This window comes from Actinotalea lenta, assembly GCF_030586465.1.
GTDB lineage: Bacteria > Actinomycetota > Actinomycetes > Actinomycetales > Cellulomonadaceae > Actinotalea > Actinotalea lenta.
The window spans coordinates 562,531-581,582 of sequence record NZ_JAUQYP010000001.1; the positions used below are offsets into that span (position 1 = coordinate 562,531).

At 73.1% G+C, this 19,052-nt stretch carries 18 protein-coding genes and 2 riboswitches; of the genes, 2 read left to right on the top strand and 16 right to left on the bottom strand.

The window, feature by feature from the left end; genetic code table 11:
• Window positions 1-207: 207 nt before the first annotated feature.
• The 6 genes from gcvH to Q6348_RS02625 all read right to left on the bottom strand — a co-directional run bounded on the left by gcvH (window position 208) and on the right by Q6348_RS02625 (window position 7,155).
• A complete protein-coding gene (gene gcvH / locus Q6348_RS02600) occupies window positions 208-579 on the bottom strand; it encodes a glycine cleavage system protein GcvH (protein WP_304599776.1) in 372 nt (123 codons plus the stop codon).
• A 51-nt stretch (window positions 580-630) separates the two neighbouring features.
• Window positions 631-1,791, bottom strand: coding sequence for a glycine cleavage system aminomethyltransferase GcvT (gene gcvT, locus Q6348_RS02605; RefSeq protein ID WP_304599777.1), 1,161 nt, complete (start codon window positions 1,789-1,791; stop codon window positions 631-633).
• Window positions 1,788-4,715 carry an aminomethyl-transferring glycine dehydrogenase gene (gene gcvP, locus Q6348_RS02610; protein WP_304599778.1) on the bottom strand — a complete coding sequence of 976 codons (2,928 nt, stop codon included), beginning with the start codon at window positions 4,713-4,715 and terminating at the stop codon, window positions 1,788-1,790. The genes gcvT and gcvP overlap by 4 nt, the downstream gene beginning before the upstream one ends.
• A gap of 165 nt (window positions 4,716-4,880) precedes the next feature.
• Window positions 4,881-4,967: riboswitch (glycine riboswitch) on the bottom strand.
• Between the two features lie 96 nt (window positions 4,968-5,063).
• The gene (locus Q6348_RS02615) at window positions 5,064-5,513 is read right to left on the bottom strand and encodes an ACT domain-containing protein (protein WP_304599779.1); all 450 of its coding nucleotides are present in this window, start codon (window positions 5,511-5,513) and stop codon (window positions 5,064-5,066) included.
• Window positions 5,510-6,574, bottom strand: coding sequence for a lactate/malate family dehydrogenase (locus Q6348_RS02620; RefSeq protein ID WP_304599780.1), 1,065 nt, complete (start codon window positions 6,572-6,574; stop codon window positions 5,510-5,512). The genes Q6348_RS02615 and Q6348_RS02620 overlap by 4 nt, the downstream gene beginning before the upstream one ends.
• Before the next feature lie 89 nt (window positions 6,575-6,663).
• Complete coding sequence (locus Q6348_RS02625) at window positions 6,664-7,155, bottom strand: low molecular weight protein-tyrosine-phosphatase (RefSeq protein WP_304599781.1); 492 nt, start codon at window positions 7,153-7,155, stop codon at window positions 6,664-6,666.
• A 326-nt stretch (window positions 7,156-7,481) separates the two neighbouring features.
• On the opposite strand from Q6348_RS02625, the gene Q6348_RS02630 reads away from it, so the two are divergent.
• Complete coding sequence (locus Q6348_RS02630; protein WP_304599782.1) at window positions 7,482-9,389, top strand: hypothetical protein; 1,908 nt, start codon at window positions 7,482-7,484, stop codon at window positions 9,387-9,389.
• 9 nt (window positions 9,390-9,398) lie between these two features.
• On the opposite strand, the gene Q6348_RS02635 is transcribed toward Q6348_RS02630, so the two are convergent.
• Window positions 9,399-9,557 carry a hypothetical protein gene (locus Q6348_RS02635; protein WP_304599783.1) on the bottom strand — a complete coding sequence of 53 codons (159 nt, stop codon included), beginning with the start codon at window positions 9,555-9,557 and terminating at the stop codon, window positions 9,399-9,401.
• Between the two features lie 15 nt (window positions 9,558-9,572).
• A riboswitch (cyclic di-GMP riboswitch) is annotated at window positions 9,573-9,647 on the bottom strand.
• Between the two features lie 196 nt (window positions 9,648-9,843).
• On the opposite strand from Q6348_RS02635, the gene Q6348_RS02640 reads away from it, so the two are divergent.
• On the top strand, window positions 9,844-10,458 hold the full coding sequence (locus tag Q6348_RS02640; RefSeq protein ID WP_304599784.1) for a M15 family metallopeptidase: 615 nt from the start codon (window positions 9,844-9,846) through the stop codon (window positions 10,456-10,458).
• Window positions 10,459-10,516: 58 nt separating this feature from the next.
• Here Q6348_RS02640 and Q6348_RS02645 read toward each other — a convergent pair whose 3' ends face one another.
• The 9 genes from Q6348_RS02645 to Q6348_RS02685 all read right to left on the bottom strand — a co-directional run bounded on the left by Q6348_RS02645 (window position 10,517) and on the right by Q6348_RS02685 (window position 18,886).
• Window positions 10,517-11,011 carry a hypothetical protein gene (locus tag Q6348_RS02645; protein WP_304599785.1) on the bottom strand — a complete coding sequence of 165 codons (495 nt, stop codon included), beginning with the start codon at window positions 11,009-11,011 and terminating at the stop codon, window positions 10,517-10,519.
• A 7-nt stretch (window positions 11,012-11,018) separates the two neighbouring features.
• A complete protein-coding gene (locus Q6348_RS02650) occupies window positions 11,019-11,378 on the bottom strand; it encodes a response regulator (RefSeq protein ID WP_304599786.1) in 360 nt (119 codons plus the stop codon).
• Window positions 11,379-11,433: 55 nt separating this feature from the next.
• Window positions 11,434-11,895: a chemotaxis protein CheX gene (locus Q6348_RS02655; RefSeq protein ID WP_304599787.1), complete on the bottom strand. Its 462-nt coding sequence runs from the start codon at window positions 11,893-11,895 to the stop codon at window positions 11,434-11,436.
• Window positions 11,892-12,275: a response regulator gene (locus Q6348_RS02660; protein WP_304599788.1), complete on the bottom strand. Its 384-nt coding sequence runs from the start codon at window positions 12,273-12,275 to the stop codon at window positions 11,892-11,894. The genes Q6348_RS02655 and Q6348_RS02660 overlap by 4 nt, the downstream gene beginning before the upstream one ends.
• The gene (locus tag Q6348_RS02665) at window positions 12,272-13,093 is read right to left on the bottom strand and encodes a CheR family methyltransferase (protein WP_304599789.1); all 822 of its coding nucleotides are present in this window, start codon (window positions 13,091-13,093) and stop codon (window positions 12,272-12,274) included. The genes Q6348_RS02660 and Q6348_RS02665 overlap by 4 nt, the downstream gene beginning before the upstream one ends.
• Complete coding sequence (cheB, locus tag Q6348_RS02670; protein WP_304599790.1) at window positions 13,090-14,205, bottom strand: chemotaxis-specific protein-glutamate methyltransferase CheB; 1,116 nt, start codon at window positions 14,203-14,205, stop codon at window positions 13,090-13,092. The genes Q6348_RS02665 and cheB overlap by 4 nt, the downstream gene beginning before the upstream one ends.
• A gap of 79 nt (window positions 14,206-14,284) precedes the next feature.
• Window positions 14,285-15,952 (bottom strand): methyl-accepting chemotaxis protein, encoded by a 1,668-nt coding sequence (locus tag Q6348_RS02675; RefSeq protein ID WP_304599791.1) that lies wholly within the window; start codon window positions 15,950-15,952, stop codon window positions 14,285-14,287.
• 116 nt (window positions 15,953-16,068) lie between these two features.
• Complete coding sequence (locus Q6348_RS02680; protein ID WP_304599792.1) at window positions 16,069-16,494, bottom strand: chemotaxis protein CheW; 426 nt, start codon at window positions 16,492-16,494, stop codon at window positions 16,069-16,071.
• 1 nt (window position 16,495) lies between these two features.
• The gene (locus tag Q6348_RS02685; RefSeq protein WP_304599793.1) at window positions 16,496-18,886 is read right to left on the bottom strand and encodes a chemotaxis protein CheW; all 2,391 of its coding nucleotides are present in this window, start codon (window positions 18,884-18,886) and stop codon (window positions 16,496-16,498) included.
• Window positions 18,887-19,052 lie beyond the last annotated feature (166 nt).

Below are 19,052 nucleotides of genomic sequence, written 5' to 3' on the forward strand. Positions count from 1 at the left end.
GATTCCGGCGTCGGCGCAGGTCAGGCCGACATGTCGCGGATCGAGGGGGTCGGCCGCCACAGCTCGGGTCACGCGCGAGCGATCACCCGATCGGAGTACATCGACCGCGGGGCGTCGACCCGACGCTCCCTCCTGAGGACCGGTCGCCGCCGCCCTCGCCACCCGCACCCGCTGTGGCTCTGGCCGCGAGCCTTCCTGCCGCCGACCTCACTCGCCGACGAGCGCTGCGTACTGCTCCGCGGTGAGGAGCTCGCCGCCGTCCCCGCTCACGGCGACCCTGAGCAGCCATCCGGCGCCGTACGGGTCCGCGTTGACCACGGACGGGTCGTCCACCGCGGCGCTGTTGACCTCGACCACGGTGCCGTCGACGGGGGCGAACAGCTCCGACACCGACTTCGTCGACTCGATCTCGCCACACACCTCTCCGGCGGTGATGGTCGCGCCGACCTCGGGAAGCTCGAGGTACACGACGTCTCCCAACGCGTCGGCGGCGTGCGCCGTGATGCCCACGGTGGCGGGGTCGCCCGCGGCGACCCACTCGTGCTCGGCCGTGTACTGCAGCTCGGTGGGGTTGCTCACGACGTTTCTCCTTGCTCGGCGGTTGCCGCCGATCGTGCCACGGGGGCGAGGTCAGGGACGACGGTAGAAGGGCAGGGCGACGACGTGCACAGGTTCGGGACGGCCACGGACGTCCACGGCCAGCGCCGTGCCCTCCGCGCTGACCTCCGGCGTGACGTAGGCCATCGCGATCGGCACGCCGAGCGTCGGCGACGGGGCACCGGACGTGACCCGACCCACCGGAGCCCCGCTGCGGGTGGTCACCACGTAACCCTGCCGGGCCGCGCGCCGGGACTCACCGACCAGGCCCACCAGGACGCGCGCGGGCGCGGCATGCGCGCGGGCGTCCAGCGCGGCGCGCCCTATGAAGTCGACGGGGCGGCCGTGTGCGTCGGTCTTCTCGAGCTTGACCACCCGGCCCAGTCCCGCGGCGTACGGCGTGACGGTCAGGTCGAGCTCGTGCCCGTACAGCGGCATCCCGGCCTCCAGGCGCAGGCTGTCGCGCGCCGCGAGCCCGGCGGGCACCAGGCCGAACGGCTCGCCGGCCGCGAGCAGCGCCCGCCACAGCGGCACCCCGACGGACGCGGCGTCGACGAAGAGCTCGAAGCCGTCCTCGCCGGTGTACCCGGTGCGGGCGATCAGCACGGGCCGCGGCTCGCCGTCGACGTCGAACGTGCCCTCGAGCGCGGCGTAGTAGCGCAGCTCGACCAGCCCCTCCGCGACCAGTCCGGGGGTCGACCGGAGGATCTCCAGCGCCCGGGGGCCCTGGACCGCGACCAGGGCGGTGGTGTCCGTGCGGTCCTGGACCGCGACGTCGAGGTCGCCGACCCGGTCCCGCAGCGCGGCCAGCACGGGGTCGTGGTTGGCAGCGTTGGCCACCACCAGGTACTCGGCATCGCCGGTGCGGTAGACGATCAGGTCGTCCAGCACGGCCCCGGACTCCACACAGATCATCGTGTAGCGGGCCTTGCCGACCGCCATCCTGGAGAACGAGCCGACCAGGGCGTGGTCCAGGAACGCGCCCGCGTCCGGCCCGAGCACCACGAGCTCGGCCATGTGGGACAGGTCGAACAGGCCGGCTGCAGTGCGCACCGCGGTGTGCTCGGCGATGTCTGAGCGGTAGCGCAGCGGCATCGACCACCCGGCGAACGGCACCAGGGTCGCCCCCAGGGCCACGTGCTCGTCGTTCAACGGACTGGGTCGGGCGTCGGCCGCGACGGCGTCGTCGCTCATGCGTACTCCTCGATCGGGGGACAGGTGCACACCAGGTTGCGGTCACCAGCAGCCTGGTCGATCCGACGCACCGGTGGCCAGTACTTCCCTGCACGAAGTGCGGGCAACCCGAACGCCGCCGTCTCGCGGCTGTACGGCTTGTCCCAGCCGTCGGCCACCACGCACGCCGCGGTGTGGGGCGCGCCGCGCAGCGGGGAGTCGGCGGCGGTCCACTCGCCGACCTCGACCCGGGCGATCTCGCCGCGGATCGCGACCATCGCCTCGACGAACCGGTCGAGCTCGGCCAGGTCCTCGCTCTCGGTGGGTTCGACCATCAAGGTGCCGGGCACGGGGAACGCGAGGGTCGGCGCATGGAAGCCGTAGTCCATCAGCCGCTTGGCGACGTCCTCCGCGGTCACGCCGGTGGCCCTGGTGATCGCGCGCAGGTCGAGGATGCACTCGTGCGCGACCCGGCCGCCAGGGCCGGTGTAGAGCACCGGGAAGTGCTCGTTCAGCCTGGTGGCGAGGTAGTTGGCGGACAGGATCGCGACCTCGCTGGCCCGGCGCAGCCCCGCGCCGCCCATGAGCAGCACGTAGGCGTAGGAGATCGGCAGGACCCCAGCGGACCCGTACCGCGCCCCTGCCACCGGGCCGACCCCGGCCACGTCCGCCTCCGCCGTCGTGGGGGTGGGGTCGCCGGGGAGGAACGGGACCAGGTGAGACGCGACGGCGACCGGACCCACGCCGGGGCCACCGCCGCCGTGCGGGATGGCGAACGTCTTGTGCAGGTTGAGGTGCGAGACGTCCCCACCGAACTCGCCGGGCCGCGCGAGTCCGACGAGCGCGTTGAGGTTGGCACCGTCGATGTAGACCTGGCCGCCCGCGGCGTGCACCGCGTCGCACACGTCGCGCACGCCCGCCTCGAAGACACCGTGCGTGGACGGGTAGGTGATCATGATCGCAGCGACCCGGCCCTCGTGCGCGGCGAGCTTGGCGTCCAGGTCGGCGGCGTCGATCGTGCCGTCCGGCGCGGTCGCCACGACCACCACGCGCATGCCGGCGAGCACCGCCGACGCCGCGTTCGTGCCGTGCGCCGACGCGGGGATGAGGCACACGTCGCGCTCCGCCTCGCCGCGGGACCGGTGGTAGGCGCGGATCGCCAGCAGTCCGGAGAGCTCGCCCTGCGAGCCCGCGTTGGGCTGCAGGCTCACCGCGGCGTAGCCGGTGAGGTCGGCGAGGTGCGCCTCGAGGCCGCCGACGAGCTCGCGGTAGCCCTCGGCCTGGTCGGCCGGGGCGTACGGGTGGAGGTTCGCGAACTCGGGCCAGGAGATGGTCTCGAGCTCCACCGCGGCGTTGAGCTTCATGGTGCACGAGCCCAGCGGGATCATCGTGCGGTCCAGCGCGAGGTCCTTGTCCGCCAGGGTGCGCAGGTAGCGCATCAGCGCGGTCTCGGACCGGTAACGGTGGAACGTCGGGTGCGTGAGGTACAGGCTTGTGCGGAGGCGCTCCGGTGGGATCGCCGTTCGGGTCGCCTCCGCTCCGGGCGAGGGGGCGGCGCTCGCCTTGCCCGTACCGACGGAGACGGCCGCGAGCGCGCGAGCCACGTCGTCGACCGTGGTGGTCTCGTCGGTGGTGAGGCCGACGTGGTCGGCGTCGATGCCGCGCAGGTTGATCCCGCGCTCCACCGCGGCGGCGAGCACTGCGTCGGCGGCGCCGGGGACGTGGGCGACGACGGTGTCGAAGAACGTGTCGTGCAGCACCTCGACGCCGAGCTGGGCCAACCCGTCGCGCAGCCGCACCGCCGCGGCGTGCACCTGCTCGGCGATCCGACGCAGGCCCTCGGGCCCGTGGTGAACCGCGTACATCGCGGCCACCACAGCGAGCAGCGCCTGGGCGGTGCAGATGTTGCTGGTGGCCTTCTCACGGCGGATGTGCTGCTCGCGGGTCTGCAGGCTCAGCCGGTAGGCGGGCGCGCCGTCGGCGTCCACGCTCACTCCGACCAGCCGGCCGGGCAGCTGACGCTCCAGGCCGGAGCGCACCGCCATGAACGCCGCGTGCGGGCCACCGTAGAACATCGGCACGCCGAACCGCTGCGCGGAGCCGACCGCGACGTCGGCACCCACCTCCCCCGGGGGCACGATCAGCGTGAGGGACAGCAGGTCGGCGGCCACGGTGACCAGGGCACCGGCCTCGTGCGCGGCTTCGACGATCGGCGCGACGTCCTGGATGAGCCCGTCGGCCCCCGGCTGCTGGACCACGACGCCCACCAGCTCGACGCCGTCGCCCAGGTCGGGCAGCCCCGCGGTCAGGTCCGCGACCACCAGCGGCAGGCCGATCGCGTCGGCCCGGCCGTGCAGCACCGCGAGGGACTGCGGAAGCACCCGCGAGTCCACCACGACGACGCCGCCCTCCTTGCCGCGCACCGCACGACGCATGAGAAGCACCGCCTCGGTGACGGCCGTCGCCTCGTCCAGGAGGCTGGCGCCGGCCACCGGCAGCCCCGTGAGGTCCTCGACCATCGTCTGGAACACCAACGCGGCCTCGAGCCGACCCTGGCTGATCTCCGGCTGGTACGGCGTGTACGCGGTGTACCAGGCGGGGTTCTCCAGCACGTTTCGGCGGATCGCCGCCGGGGTGTGCGTGCCGTGGTAGCCGAGGCCGATCATCGAGGTCAGCACACGGTTCCGGCTCGCGAGGTGGCGCAGGTGGGCGACCACCTCGTCCTCACCCATCGCGACACCCGGGCCGGTCGGCAGCTCGGTGCGGATCGCGGCGGGCACGGCCTGGTCCATCAGGGCGTCCAGCGACGGCGCACCGACGACGTCGAGCATGCGGCCGATCGCGTCCGGCCGGGGGCCGACGTGCCGGTCGACGAAGCCGAGCGCCGCGGGGACGCCGACGCTCCCGTCCGGAGTGGCGGGGACTGCTGGCGTGCTGTCGTTCACAGGGCGGCTCCCGGGTCAGGTCCGGCGCGCGCCGGAGTGCTGGGGCCTCCCCGCTCTGTCCTCCGGGGCAACGCCCCGACCTGAGAGATTGGCCGGGTGCGGCCCCGCGGGGATCACCCGACGTGCACCGTCGGTGGGCCGTCGTCGGCCACTTTCCAGAGTTGCCTCGCCGTGGCGGTACTGGGGCCTGAGAGATTCCCGGGGAGGGTTGCTCCTTCGGCGCCTCGCGAGAGGCTCTCCCGCCACGGCTCGAGCGGCGTGTTCGGTTGTGCGCCGACGACGGACGCCGGACGTCGCGAGGATAGTCCCGTCCACCCCGCGCCACGAGCCCTGTCCGAGGGCCGGGCGTCAGAGCCCCAGGACCACGGTCGCCGTCGTCGTCGCGCCTGCAGCCAGCGCGGCGGACACCGCACTGCGCACGGCCGCGAGGCTACCCTCCGCGAGCGCCGCGCCGCCGGCCCCTGAGCCGGCGGCCCACAGCACCCCGGACACCTGCGGCGGGCGCACTCCCTCAGGCAGCTCGACCACCGCAGCGGCCCGCACCAACGGGTCGTCCGCGCGCCGCACCTGCACGTCACGCACCTCCGCAAGCCGGGCGACGGTCCGCAGCAGCTGGGTGCGGCGACGCTCGCTCGCGCAGAAGGTCACCGCGATGGTCCCGCTGCCGGCATCCACCGACCCGGTGGACAGCGAGTCGAAGCTCACGCCGCGCGAGGAGAACACGCTCGTCAGCGCGGTCAGGGTGCCCGGACGGTCCGCCCCGCGCACGAGCGCCACCCAGTGCTCGTCGGCGGTCATGCCCGAGCCTCCCACGGCGCCAGCGACGCGTGGATCCGGTCGGCGCAGGCGAGCAGGCGCTCCGCCTCGTCAGCCGCCAGGTCGTCGAGGAGCACGCGGGTCCAGCCGTCGGGCCCCAGGACCACCGGCGCCCCGAGCACCCCGGTGAGCCGGCGGCCGCCCACCACGACCTCACCCGCGAGCTGCACCTGGCCCGCGACCACGATCTCTCGCCCGTCCAGCACCGTCTCCAGCAGATCGACCGTCGCGCCCGCCGTCCCGGTCGCGGTCTTCGCGCCGCTCGTGTGCGTCAGCCACGGACGGATCACCGCGCGCAGGTCAGCGGGCAGGGCGTCGACCCGGGCGTACGCGCTCGCGACGTCCAGGTCGAGCAGCTCACGCTGGGCGGCAGCGACCTCCGCGTCGAAGGTCCCCAGGGAGCGGCCCGTGCGCAGGCCGTCGACCGCTGCTCGCCGCTCACCGGCGTCCAGCCCGCTGACCCGCACGGTGGACCACAGCGGGACCAGGTCCGTGCCGTGCTGGCCGGCGACGAACCCGCCGATCCGGTGCCGGCGCAGCCCCAGCGACACCGCCACCTCACGCCGGAAGCGCAACGTGTCGAGCCACGCTCCCATCCCGATGACCCGGTGCCGACCGAGCTCACGCGCCAGCACGGCCACGCCGAGCTCGACCGGGTTGGAGACCACCACGACGACCTCGTGCCCCGAGCCGTGCTCGGCGAGGGCCCGCGCGTACTCGGCTACCACGCCGTGGTTGGCGGCGGCGAGCTGCGACCGGTCGATGCTGCCCCCGGGGGCCGCGGGCGTGGTCATCCCGGCCGCGACCACGACCACATCGGCCACCACGTCTGCCGGGTCCAGCGCGACGTCGATCAGGGGGGCGTGCTCGTCGTACGCGTCGATGAGATCGGCACGCAGCCCGTACGTCGCCCGCCCGGACGCCCCGCCGCGGCGCCCGACGAGCTGGAGCCGGGAGGTGGGGGGCAGCACCCGGCGCTCGATGAGCTGGGTGCACACCTGACGGCCCACGTCCCCGGTCGCTCCCAGCACGGCGATGTCCACCCCGTGAGCCTAAGGGCCGGGCCGCAGCACCCCGCTCGGACGACGTCGAGTGCGCGTCGGCCGGGGCGCACCCACGGGGCTGGAGGGCTTCAGCTCCCGAGCGCGTCCCGGACGTGATCGACGATCGCGTCGGCAGCGGCCTCGATCTCGGCGAGCGTCTGCTCGAAGACCTCCTGCGGGCCGTACCAGGGGTCGTCCACGTCCAGCAGGTGCTCGGGACCTCCGGTGGGCGCCGAGGGGTCGAACGAGCGGTACAGCCGCACGTCGACGTCAGTGCCGGCGATGCGGCGCAGCGCACGCGCATGCCCACTGGTCATGGCCAGCACGAGGTCCCGTTCGGCAAGCTCGGCGGCCGTGACGCGGCGCGCCCGGTGCTCGGGTACGCGGTAGCCGTGCGCGCTCAGGGTGCGGCGCGCCCGCCGGTCGATCGGGTTGCCGCGCTCCTCGTCGCTCACCCCGGTGGATTCCACGGTCACGCGGTCGCCCAGGCCGGCGGACTCGAACCGGTCGCGGAGCACGACCTCGGCCATCGGGGACCGGCAGATGTTGCCGGTGCACACGGTCATCACGCGGTAGGTCATCGGACCATTGTGGCGGGCCCGCGAGCACCGCTCACGTGATGCCACGGGACGTCGCGGGCACGGAACAGCCCGTGGGCTGCCGGTCTGCGACCGACGTGTCGCGCTGGACGAGGCGCGACCCCCACGGGCTGCGGTGACTGCCGGGAATTCGCTGCCGCCGGTGCGGCAACCCGGAGCCGGTCCGTCCGTTGCTGGCGGCGACTAGCGGACAGCCACCTCACGCGTCCTGGAAGACTTCACTTCTGGACCACCTCCTTTCCCGTGTCCGCAGACCGTACGTCGCGCCGAGGCCCGGTGCCAAGGGTTAAGTCACGTATCGTCGACGGATGCTTCGACGACACCGGCGGCTTGCCGCCGCGGTCGCACTCGCAGGACTGACGATCGCAGTGGCCGCGTGCACCGCGAACGAGCCCCCCGTCACCGAGCGCTCGAGTACGACCCGCTCGACCACGCCACCGCCGCAGCAGCCGGACCTCCAGCTCCCCTCGGCCCCCACCACGGTGCTGGACGACGCGACCGGCGTCGCCGCCAGCCGGGCGCTGTTCGCCGACGCCCCCGTGGTGGTGCTGGCTCCGGCCGACGACACGGCGGCCCAGCTCTGGGCCGCGTCGGCCGCGGTAGCGCTCGGGGCACCGATGCTGCTGGTCCAGCCGGAGCCGAGCTCGACCGGGACGGTCGGCCCGTCGGCCGCCACACCTGCGGACGGCACGTCCTCGGCCGGCACGTCCTCGGCCGGCGCGTCCTCGGCCGGCGCGTCCTCGGCTGGCACGTCCTCGGCCGCTACCCCCTCCGCGTCGCGGCAGGCAGCGGAGGCGCCGTGGCGCGCGGAGGTCCGCCGCCTCGGCGCCAAGGCCGTGCTGGCGGTGGGCGACCTGCGCCCGTCCCTCGCCGGGCTGACCGTGGTGCACGCACCGGATCCCACGGCGTTCGACCCGTCGCTCGGGCTCGGGTCAGGGACCGCCCTGCGGGTGCCGGTCGGCGACGCGGTGGCGGCGGTGGCCGGGCTGGACCGGGCGCACCCCGCCCTCCTGGTCCCCGCAGGCCCCACAGGGGGGCCGAGCGTGAGCCCGAGTGCCCCCACCTCGGGCGCTCCCACCCCCAGCGCCCCCACCTCGGGCACCCCCACCTCGGGCACCCCCACACCCAGCGCCGCAGCCGGGCCCGCCCTGCCTCGAACCACGCCCGCTCCAGCCCCCGGCGACGGGGTGCTCCTGACGGACGGCGACGCGAGCACGCTCGCCGCCGTGGCGACAGCGCGTGCGGCCGGGCTGCCGGTCGCGACCGTGCCCGGCGGCGACCCCCGCGCGAGCAGCGCGACGGTTCGGGCCGTCGCCTCCGTCACCGACCGGAGCAGCCATGTCCTGGCGGTGGGCCCGGCCTTCTCGGCGCTCGGTGGGGCAACACAGGTGGACTGGCGGGTCCGCACCGCCGCGACCGGCACCGAGCTGCCCGGCGGCGGCCAGCTGGTGTTCTCCCACCGCAGGCTCGTCGCGCTGTACGGCACGCCGGGCGACCCGAGACTCGGCGTCCTGGGTGAGCAGGACCTGCCGGCCACCCTTGAGCGCGCCGACGACCTGGCGGGCACGTACCAGGGGCTCACGAAGGACAGGGTCGAGCCCAGCCTGGAGATCATCGCCACCATCGCCTCGCGCGGGGCTGGGCCGGACGGGAACTACTCGGACGAGCGGCCTGCCGCTGACCTGCTCCCGTGGGTCAAGGCAGCCCAGGAGCACGGCGAGTTCGTCATCCTCGACCTGCAGCCAGGGCGTACCGACTTCCTCACCCAGGCCAAGGAGTACGAGGAGCTCCTGTCCTACCCGAACGTCGGTCTCGCGCTCGACCCGGAATGGCGGCTGAAGCCGGACCAGGTGCACCTGCGTCAGATCGGCTCGGTGGGTATCGACGAGGTCAACGCGGTGGTCACGTGGCTGGCGGACCTGACCCGGCGCGAGCAGCTGCCGCAGAAGGCGCTGGTGCTGCACCAGTTCTCGCTGTCGATGATCCACGACCGCGAGAAGCTGGACACCTCGCGCCCCGAGCTGGCGATCGTCGTCCACGCCGACGGCCAGGGCGGCCAGCCGGCCAAGGCCGGGACCTGGCGCGCACTGCAGCGCAACGCGCCGAGCGGGCTGCACTGGGGATGGAAGAACTTCCTCGACGAGGACCACCCGGTCCTCACACCGGAACAGACCTACCAGGTCACGCCCGCCCCGGTGCTCGTCACCTATCAGTGACGCGCGACCTCACGCAGCGGGCTGCCGGGGGACGTAGCCGGCGGTCGCGAGCTGTCCGGCCATCGCGGCCCAGCGGGCGAGCGTGGCAGGCGGGACGGAGAGGTCGTGGAGACCCGCGGTGATCTCGTCGAAGCTGGACTGGGTTCCCGTGAAACCGTTCTCCGGCATGGCTCGCGCCTCTCGTTCGGCAGCCCGGCTGACCCCAGGGGCCCCGTGGCTTTGCGTCCCCGCCTCTCGACGGGTTTGCCTTGTCGCTGACGTGCCAAGGTTAGCCACCTGACCTGGGAAGACGTCTGTCGCGGCGGCCGACCACCCGTTCGGAGCACACATTTCACCCACGCGTCTCCGCGCGGTTCACCCGACCGGACGTAGCGGCGGTACGGCACAGCCACCCGTCCCCACCTCTCACACCGGGCCCGCACCTGCCGATGGGAACCCTGTCGAGAGGGGGCACGTGGACGCCATCACCGCGATCAACCAGCGCATCGCCGAGATCCAGGCCACGATCGACGGCCTCGCCGCACGCCCGGTGGGCGCCGTGGCGACGTCCTCGGCCAGCTTCGCCGACGCGCTCAGCGCGGTGAACGCCACCGACTCCGTCGCCGGCCTCGCCCCCGTGGGTGCTGCCTCCCTGACCGACGTCGGTGCCGGCGGGTCGCGGGTCAACGCCGACAACGTGCCACTCGCCTACCTCCCGTACGGCAACGGGAAGGTCCCGCTGTCCCAGCTGAGCCCTGTCGAGGGGACCTCGGCGCGGCTGTGGCCGCCGGCGGCGCGCTCGTTCGAGGCGATGCGGGCCGCCGCCGGCGCGGACGGGATGTCGATCGGCGTCACCGACTCCTACCGCCCCTACGACGCGCAGGTGGACGTCGCCGCGCGCAAGGGCCTGTACTCCCAGGGCGGCCTCGCCGCCGTGCCGGGAACCAGTCGGCACGGGTGGGGCATGGCGCTGGACCTGAAGCTGGATGCGGACGCGCAGGCGTGGATGAGCCGGCACGGCACCGAGTACGGCTTCGTCCAGGACGTCCCGCGCGAGCCGTGGCACTGGGAGTACCAGCCGAACCACTGAGCGGACCGGTCACGGCCACTCGGACGGCAGCGCACCGGGATCGGCGCGTCGGGGGCTGTCAGAGGACCAGGACGGAGACCCTGCCCTTGCCGTAGCCGCTGATCGAGAGCTCCATGTCGACGCGGCGCACGAACGCCAGCACCCACTTGGACACGTCGGCCGGGAGCTGCTCCCCGGGCCGGTAGGACTGGTAGAGCTTCACGTGCGGCGCGTCGTCCGCGTTGAACACCGACGCCGCGACGTTCAGGACCTCGGCGACGTTCTCGTACAGCGTGTCCGGCAGAACGCCGTCGTCGGCGGCCACCTCGGCCTGCACGACCGGGATGAGTGCGATGGCGGCGCCGGCGTGCGCCGCCAGGGACAGCTCGAGCAGGACGATCGCCCGCAACGCCATCCGGTCGTCGGTGTACACGCCGACGACGGCGCCCGGGGCGGTGCCAGGGTTGACCGCCCCCGTGCCGATGGTCGCCTCGACCTCGCGGCCCAGCAGGCCCTCGAACAGCTCACGCACCGCCGGCGCGGAGGGCAGTGGTGTTCCCGTCATGGTGCTCATCGCCGTCTCACGCGAGGAAGGGGTCGATCGTCTCGCGGAACGTGTCCGCCGTGAAGGGCTTGGCGATGAGGAACAGCGCCCCGGCTGCCTCGGCCTGCTCCCGCATCTCCGGCGAGCCCTCCGAGGTGACGAAGCCGAGCGGGATGTCCATCCCGGCTGCACGCATCGCGCGGAGCATGTCGATCCCCGTCATCTCGGGCATGTTCCAGTCCGAGAGCACGAGGTCCGGATCCACGTCCCTGGCGAGCTGGAGCGACTCGGCGCCGTCCGACGCCTCGGTGATGTCCCACTCGTACCCCGCCTGGCGCAGGGTGCGGATGACGATCTGCCGCATCACACGGCTGTCGTCGGCGACGACCACTCTCATGCTGACCACCCGTTCCTGATCGGCCCCACCTCGTGGGCGGGGGTCCCAGCGTCGATCACGGCAGGCTCCACAACGAGATGCCGAGAGGCCGGCCGCGCCACGCGAACTGCGCGTCGTGGAGCAGCACCGCGCCGTCGGCCGGCGGCTCCGCCGCGACCTGCGGAAGCGTGAGTGGACCCGGATCCGGGACCAGTGCCTTGACGTTGCCTCCCACGACGTTGGCGATCTCGCCCACGGCGTCGACGAAGTCCGCGTCCGAGACCTCCTCGTCCTGCGCCATCATGAGGAGCGCCCGGGTGAGCAGCATCGCCGTCTCGTGCTCGGTGCCGAGCATCACCCGTCCGGGATGCTCCCCGTGGACGTCGACCCACGCGTACGTCGCGTCGGCCGGGGCCTCGACGTCCTCGACGGACGGCTGGAGTGCGCCGGGCTCCGGGTCGATCATCGCCGAGAACACCTCCTCGGCGATGGCGAAGACCGTCTCGGAGAACACGCTCATGTCGATCGCGGCGCTCATGCCGACTCCTCGTATTCGACCAGCCCGAGCAGCTGGAGCTTGTCCCGGATGGCGTCCGGGGTGAACGGCTTGATGAGGTACTCGTGCGCTCCGGCGGCGAGTGCCTTGACGATCTGGCTGTGCTCGCTCTCGGTCGTCACCATCATCAGCGTGATGTCCCGCCAGTCCGGGTTCTCCCGGGCCGCGACCACGAACTCGTAGCCCGTCATGACCGGCATGTTCCAGTCGATGCAGGCCAGCTCGACCGGGCCCTCCTCCTCCAGGACGTCGAGGGCCGCCTGTCCGTGCTCCGCCTCGAGCGTCTCGAATCCCAGCGCCCGCAGCGCGGCCACGACGATGCGCCGCATCGTGCGCGAGTCGTCGATCACCAGTGCTCTCATGCTGCCCTCCTGGCTGCGAGTCGGTAGACGGAACCACGCTCGTGGCTGACCCGCTCCCAACCGTCGTCGATCCCGATGGTCGTCTCGGCCGCCCCCAGCAGCAGGTAGCCGCCCGGTCTGATCGCCTGACTCACCCGGCGCAGCACGTCGCGCTTGGTGGCCAGGTCGAAGTAGATGAGCACGTTGCGCAGGAACACCACGTCGAAGGGGCCACCGCCGGGCGGGGCCTCGAGCAGGTTGTGCCGCGCGAACGTGGTGGCGGCGCGCAGCGCGGCGGCGACCTCCCAGTCCGCGCCCTGCCGGGTGAAGTGCTTGACCAGCATCGGCGCCGGCACCCCACGGTTGACCTCGAGCTGGTTGTACCGGCCAGCCCTGGCCCGGTCGACCATCTTCTGGTTCAGGTCCGTGCCCAGGATCTGCACTCGCCTCGTGGTCACCAGGTCCTCGAGGGTCATCGCGATGGAGTAGGGCTCCTGGCCGCTCGAGCACGCGGCGGACCAGATCTTGAGCACGGCACCGGGCCGCTGCGCGAGCAGCTCGGGCACGATGTGCCTGCTCAGCGTCGTGAAGGGTTGGGCGTCGCGAAACCAGGACGTCTCGTTGGTCGTCAACGCCTCCACCACCGCCTCGAGCGAGGCGGGGCTGGCGACCTGCCGCACGCCGCGCACGTAGGCGTCCACGTCCATCGATCCGGTGGCCCGCGCCAGCGGCATCAGGCGACTCTCGACCAGATACTCCTTGCCGGCCTCCAGCTGGATGGCACTGCGCCTGCGCACCAGGTCCGCGACCCAGGCGAAGGTGTCCGGAGCCAGGGTCATCGCGGGCCTCCCACGTGCTGCTGATCGGGGAGCCCGACGCCGCGCAGCACGGCCTGGGCGATCTCGGTGATGGGCAGCACGGCGTGGGCGAGCCCCGCAGTGGCGACCGCTCCCGGCATGCCCCACACCACGCTGGTGGGCTCGTCCTGCACGATCACCGAGCCGCCGGCGGCCACCAGCGCCTGGCTGCCCGTGCGACCGTCGGAGCCCATGCCGGTGAGCACCACGCCCAGCAGGTCGCCACCGAAGACCACGACCGCGGACCTGAACATCACGTCCACGGCCGGGCGGCAGAAGTTGACCGGGGGATCCTGCTGCAGGTGCGTCCGGGCACCCGACGCGGTGCGCCGTACCTCCAGGTGCTGGTCGCCCGGGGCGACGTACACCCAGCCGGGCTGCAGGTCCATCCCCTCGGTCGCCTCGACGACGCGGTTCGGACCCAGCCGGTCCAGACGGGCGGCGAGCTGTCGGGTGAACACCGGCGGCATGTGCTGGACCACGAGCATGGGCACCGGCAGCGGCCGGTTGAGCCCGGTCAGGACGGTGGACAGCGCCTCCGGGCCCCCCGTCGAGGAACCCAGGACGACGGCCCGCGGCCGGGACGGCCGCGCCGGCGCCGGACGCAGCCGGACGGCGCGCTGCACGGCCGGGTGCGGGACGGGAACGGCTGACTGCCGGGGGGCCGCTGCCCGCGGGAGGCCGGGTTTGCGCACCAGGGCCTTGAGACGGGGGATCAGCTCGTCGGCGACCCGGGCCAGGGACTCCTGCACGCTCCCGACGTTCGCCGGCTTGGTGACGTAGTCCGTCGCACCTGCGGCCAGGGCGTCCAGTGTGGCCGCCGCGCCGCGCTCGGTGAGCGTGGAGAACATGATGATGGGCATCCGATGGCCGTCACGGCGCAGGGCGCGCACCGCCTCGATGCCCGTCATGACCGGCATCTCGATGTCCATGGTCACGGCGTCCGGCTTGAGCTGGGCCACCTTGCTCAGCGCGATCTGGCCGTTCGCCGCGACGCCCACGACGTCGATGGCAGGGTCCGAGGACAGGGCGTCGGTGACGAGGCGGCGCACGACGACGGAGTCGTCGACGACCAGCACCGTGATGCGTGACACGCGCGCCTCCTCGTGAACGCCGCGGCTGGTCCGCGGCAGGGATCCGATCGGCCGTGACGGGCCGGTGTTGAGTGGTGGGTCAGAAGCGGAAGCTGGCCACCTCGGACCGCAGCGCGTCGGACATCGCCGCCACGCCCGCAGCGTCGTCGTGCAGCCGTGCGGCGACGCCGCTGGACTCCTCCGCGCCCTCCGCGAGCCCCCCGACGGCGCCCGCGATCGCGACGAAGCCCTCGGCCGCGTCGTTGATCTGGCGGGACATCTCGATGGCGGTCGCGCTCTGCTGGTCGACCGCCGCGGCGATCGCGCTCTGGTACTCGTCGATCCGCCGCACGACCTGTGCGATCTCCTCGATCACGCTCACCGCGGCCACCGTCTGCGTACGGTTCGCGTCGATCCTGCGGGCGATGTCCTCGGTGGCCTTGGCGGTCTCCTGGGCGAGCTCCTTGACCTCCCCCGCCACCACCGCGAAGCCCTTGCCGGCCTCCCCGGCCCGCGCAGCCTCGATCGTGGCGTTCAACGCCAGCAGGTTGGTCTGCTCGGCGATCTGGGTGATCGCCGTGACGACGTTGCCGATCTCCGCGGCGCTGTCACCGAGGGCGCTCACGGTCCCGGCGGCATTCCTGGACGCCTCGACCGCCCGGGCGGCGTACCCGGCGGCCTCGGTCGCCGAGCGCTGGATGTCCTCGATCGAGGAGGCCATCTCGCCGGCCTGGGCGGACAGCTGCTCCACGGTGGTCGAGGCCTCGGTCGCCGCGCCCGCGACCAGCTCGGCCCCGGACGTCGCATCCTGGGACTGCGCGGCCACCTGCGCCGAGCCCTCGTCCAGGTTCCGGGCCGTGCCGGCCAGCTCGGACGCGCGCTCGAGGACCCCGGTCAGCGCTGCGCGCAGCGCCCGCTGCGCGCTCGTCAGGGCCTGAGCCATCTGGCCGATCTCGTCCCGGGAGGCCAGGTCCGCCTGCACGGTGAGGTCGCCCCGCGCCATCGCGTCGAGCGACCCCTTCACCACGGCGACCGCCCGCCGGATCGACCGGGCCGTGAGCAGCCCGAACCCGGCCAGCACCAGGACGCCCAGGCCGATCAGCGCGAGGACGAGACGCAACGCCTCCGCCGAACGCGTGGCCGCCACGGCCGCCGCGTCCCCCATCCGGGTGGTCACGTCGTCCAGGGCCTTGGCGATCGCCTCCGTGTACGCCCGGGAGAGCGGTTCCGCGGCGCTGCCGAGCACCGTCCCGTAGGCCGCCATGTCGTCCGACTTCGCTGCGGGAAGGAGGTACGTGTCCCGGACCTGCAGCCACTGCTGGTGCGCCTCGACGAAGTCGGACCACCCTTGGAGGTCGCCGGCGCCGGCCTTCTCGGCCGCGGCGATCTCGGCCGCGATCGTGGTGTCCATCGTCTGGAGCCTGGTCAGCCAGGGGCTCTGCAGCGTCGCGCTCTGCGTCGCGGCGATCTGGGCGACGATGCCCTCCGAGGTGGCGAGGTCGACCCGGATCTGTGCGACCCGGGCCGCCACGTCCCGCTGGAGCGCGGCGAGGGACGCCGTCCGCGCGGCCTGGTCCTGCATCGCGGCAACCGTCGCGACGCCGACGCCGATGGCCAGCAGAGCGACGACCGCGACCAGCACCAGGATGCGCGCCTGGATCGAGCCGCGGGCCGTCACGCCGCGCGCGGCCCGGAGCGCGGTCCCCAGAACGCGGCGCAGGTGACTCGGACCCGCCTCGCCGTCCGGTGACTTCCTCGGTCCACGCATCGTCGCGTCCCTCTCCTCGTTCGTCGGGGAGGCGGCGACGTGGGCCGGCAACGCGCCGCGGGACACGGGGACTCCTGGGCGCCGTGCAGGGCCGTTGTCGCGGCCTCCGGTGGGGATCAAGCGGCCTGCGCGGTCGCCTTCTGGACGTCGAGCGCCATGAGCAGACTGGTGGGCAGCTTGTAGGCGCCCACGATGAGCTCGCGCAGCGCGGGGTCGAGCGTGTCCGGCGGGGTCTCGAACTGGGACTCGGCGACGTCGATGACGTCGCCGACCTCGTCGACGAGCAGGCTGATCGGCTCGCCGTCCACCTGGACGACGACCATCATCGGCTCGGCGTCCTCCGCGAGCGGCGCCAGCCCGAGGCGGTGGCGCAGGTCGATCGAGAGCACCACCTCCCCGCGCAGGTTCACCAGTCCGGCGACACCGGACGGGGCGAGCGGGACCGGGGTGCGGTCCTGGGACCGCAGCGCCTCCTGGACCAGGAGGACGTCGACGCCGTAGTGGGCGCCGCCGAGGACGAAGGTCGCGAGCTGTCGGCTCATGTCACACCTCCACGAGGGCGAACGCGTCGGCCGCCTCGTCGTCGAAGAACATCGGGTCGGCCGCAGCCACCGCGGCTCGGACGTCCAGCAGCTCGGTGACGCGGTCCTTGAGGACGGTCGAGCCGACCAGGCCCATGTCCCCGAGCTCGCTGTGCTGGGTGACGGTGTCGTCGACGATGTCGACGATCTCGTCCACCACGATCGCCACGGCACGATCGCCGCGCGTGTAGACCACCACGACGATCTCGTCGCGCTGGTCGGACATCGAGCCCAGCACCCGGTCCAGCCGCACCACCGGCGTGATGGAACCGCGGTACTGCATGACCTCCCGGCTGCCCACGTGCTCGAGCACGTCGACCGGCAGCCGCTCCAGGCGGGTGACCGCGGACAGCGGGATCGCCACACGGCGCCCGTCGCCGATGCCCGCCACGAGCACCTGCTCGACCTCGGCACGCACCGCGTGCTCGTCCTCGCTCGACCGCCGCGCCTGCTCGACGCTCTCGGAGGCGAGGCTGCGCCGGGCCAGGCCCTGGATGTCCAGGATCAGGGCGACCTGGCCGTCGCCCATCAGCGTCGCACCGGCGTACAGGCCGATCGCCTTGAGCCGGCCGGACAGCGGCTTGACGACGATCTCCTCGGTGTTCAGCACGCGGTCCACGAGCAACCCGAAGCGCACCGTGTCGGTCTGGAGCACCGCGATGGTCGCGTGCGAGCCCTCCCGGCCGGGGCGGCCGAACACCTCGCGCAGGTCGACCAGCGGCAGCAGGTCCCCCCGCAGCCGGTAGACCGGGGCCGAGCGGATGTACTCCACCCCGCCCTGCTCCGCCTCGACGTCGAGGGCCACCAGCTCCAGCAGGCTGACCTGCGGGATCGCATAGGTCTGCCGGTCGCACTCGACCGTGACCGCAGGCATGATCGCCAAGGTCAGGGGGATGCGCAGCCGCCACGTGGTGCCACGTCCGGGAGTCGAGTCGACGTCCACCGCGCCGCCGATCGCCTCGATCTTGGTCCGCACGACGTCCATGCCCACCCCGCGGCCGGACACGTTGGTCACGGTGGCGGCGGTGGAGAAGCCGGGCAGGAACAGCAGCTGGAGGAGATCGGCCGGAGCCATCTGGTCCACCTGGGCGACGGTGCGCAGGCCCTTCTCGACGGCCTTGGCGGCCACGACGTCCGGGTCGATGCCCTTGCCGTCGTCGTTCACCTCGACGATCACCTGCCCGCCGGCGTGGTACGCCCGCAGGGACAGCACGCCCTGGGCGGGCTTGCCCGCAGCGGTGCGGTCGGCAGCCGCCTCGATGCCGTGGTCGACGGCGTTGCGGATGAGGTGGGTCAGCGGGTCCTTGATCGCCTCGAGCAGGCTGCGGTCCAGCTCGGTGTCCCCCCCGATCATCTCCAGCCTGACCTGCTTGTGGCAGGCGGCAGCGAGGTCACGCACCATGCGCGGGACCTTGGACCACACGTGCTCGATGGGCTGCATGCGCGTCTTCATGACGCCCTCCTGCAGCTCCGAGGCGATCAGGCTGAGCCGCTGGGACGCGCGAGCGAGGTCGATGTCGCCCTCGTTGGCCAGCCGCGCGATCGCGTTGCGAGCCAGGACGAGCTCGCTGACCTGACGCATCAGCGCGTCCAGCAGGTCCACGTCCACCCGGATCGACGTGTCGGTCGCGGTCCGGGCCGCGTGCTCGGACTCGCCCGACGGCGTGATCGGCTCCGACGCCTCGTGGGGGTGCGGCACCTCGGGAGCCGGGGGCGCCGGATCCTCGGTCAGGACGGTCGTCCCGGGCATCTCGGCGGACGCGCTCGGCGCCGCACGCTTGGTCGCGCGCTTGGCGGCGGGCTTGGTGGCGGCCTTGACGGCACGCTCGGGGGCTGCGGCGCGCTCGGACTCCATCTGCTCCTCCTCAGCAGGCGCGGCCTCAGACGCGGTCTCGGCCACGGGCTCGACGACGGGCTGGGCGACGGGCTGGGCGCTCCCGTCGGTGGTAGGCGCCTCGGACACGTGCTCACCGGCGAGCACCGCCTCCAGCAGGCGGACCGTCGGTGCGACATCCACGGAGCCTTCGCCACCGCTGCGCTCGATCTCGCGCAGCAGCTCACGCACGCCGTCAACCATGCGCAGCAGCACGTCAGTGGTCGGCTGGTCCATGGACCGCTTGCCGTCCCGGAGCTCGACCAGCAGGTTCTCCCCGACGTGCGTGAGGCTCTCGAGCTTGCCGAACGCCAGGAACCCACTGGTCCCCTTGATCGTGTGGATCGTGCGGAAGACACTTCCGAGCAGCTCACGCGAGCCCGGCGCGCTCTCGAGGGCGACCAGGTCCGAGTCGAGCTGGTCCAGGTTCTCGTGGCTCTCCACGAGGAACTCGTGGACGATCTCGTCCAAGTCCTCCACGTCCGCCTCCCAGACACCGCTGACGGGTTCTCCCGTCGTTCGGTGGCCTGATCGGTCGCCGGGGCGCCGTGATGAGGCGTCGTCCGCGGTGGGCGCTCAGGGACCTGCCCGGCGCCGCGACAAGACGGCACGAAACGGACGCCGGGCGCCCGGCTGCTCACCCGGA

What these genes read in the sequence shown, in the direction of transcription:
- Q6348_RS02665 (WP_304599789.1), bottom strand. Translation starts at nt 13,093, where the DNA reads ATGACCCTGGCTCCGGACACCTTCGCCTGGGTCGCGGACCTGGTGCGC.
- Q6348_RS02660 (WP_304599788.1), bottom strand. Translation starts at nt 12,275, where the DNA reads ATGAGAGCACTGGTGATCGACGACTCGCGCACGATGCGGCGCATCGTC.
- Q6348_RS02680 (WP_304599792.1), bottom strand. Translation starts at nt 16,494, where the DNA reads ATGAGCCGACAGCTCGCGACCTTCGTCCTCGGCGGCGCCCACTACGGC.
- Q6348_RS02635 (WP_304599783.1), bottom strand. Translation starts at nt 9,557, where the DNA reads ATGCCGGAGAACGGTTTCACGGGAACCCAGTCCAGCTTCGACGAGATC.
- Q6348_RS02645 (WP_304599785.1), bottom strand. Translation starts at nt 11,011, where the DNA reads ATGAGCACCATGACGGGAACACCACTGCCCTCCGCGCCGGCGGTGCGT.
- gcvT (WP_304599777.1), bottom strand. Translation starts at nt 1,791, where the DNA reads ATGAGCGACGACGCCGTCGCGGCCGACGCCCGACCCAGTCCGTTGAAC.
- Q6348_RS02655 (WP_304599787.1), bottom strand. Translation starts at nt 11,895, where the DNA reads ATGAGCGCCGCGATCGACATGAGCGTGTTCTCCGAGACGGTCTTCGCC.
- Q6348_RS02630 (WP_304599782.1), top strand. Translation starts at nt 7,482, where the DNA reads ATGCTTCGACGACACCGGCGGCTTGCCGCCGCGGTCGCACTCGCAGGA.
- Q6348_RS02650 (WP_304599786.1), bottom strand. Translation starts at nt 11,378, where the DNA reads ATGAGAGTGGTCGTCGCCGACGACAGCCGTGTGATGCGGCAGATCGTC.
- Q6348_RS02615 (WP_304599779.1), bottom strand. Translation starts at nt 5,513, where the DNA reads ATGACCGCCGACGAGCACTGGGTGGCGCTCGTGCGCGGGGCGGACCGT.
- Q6348_RS02675 (WP_304599791.1), bottom strand. Translation starts at nt 15,952, where the DNA reads ATGCGTGGACCGAGGAAGTCACCGGACGGCGAGGCGGGTCCGAGTCAC.
- Q6348_RS02625 (WP_304599781.1), bottom strand. Translation starts at nt 7,155, where the DNA reads ATGACCTACCGCGTGATGACCGTGTGCACCGGCAACATCTGCCGGTCC.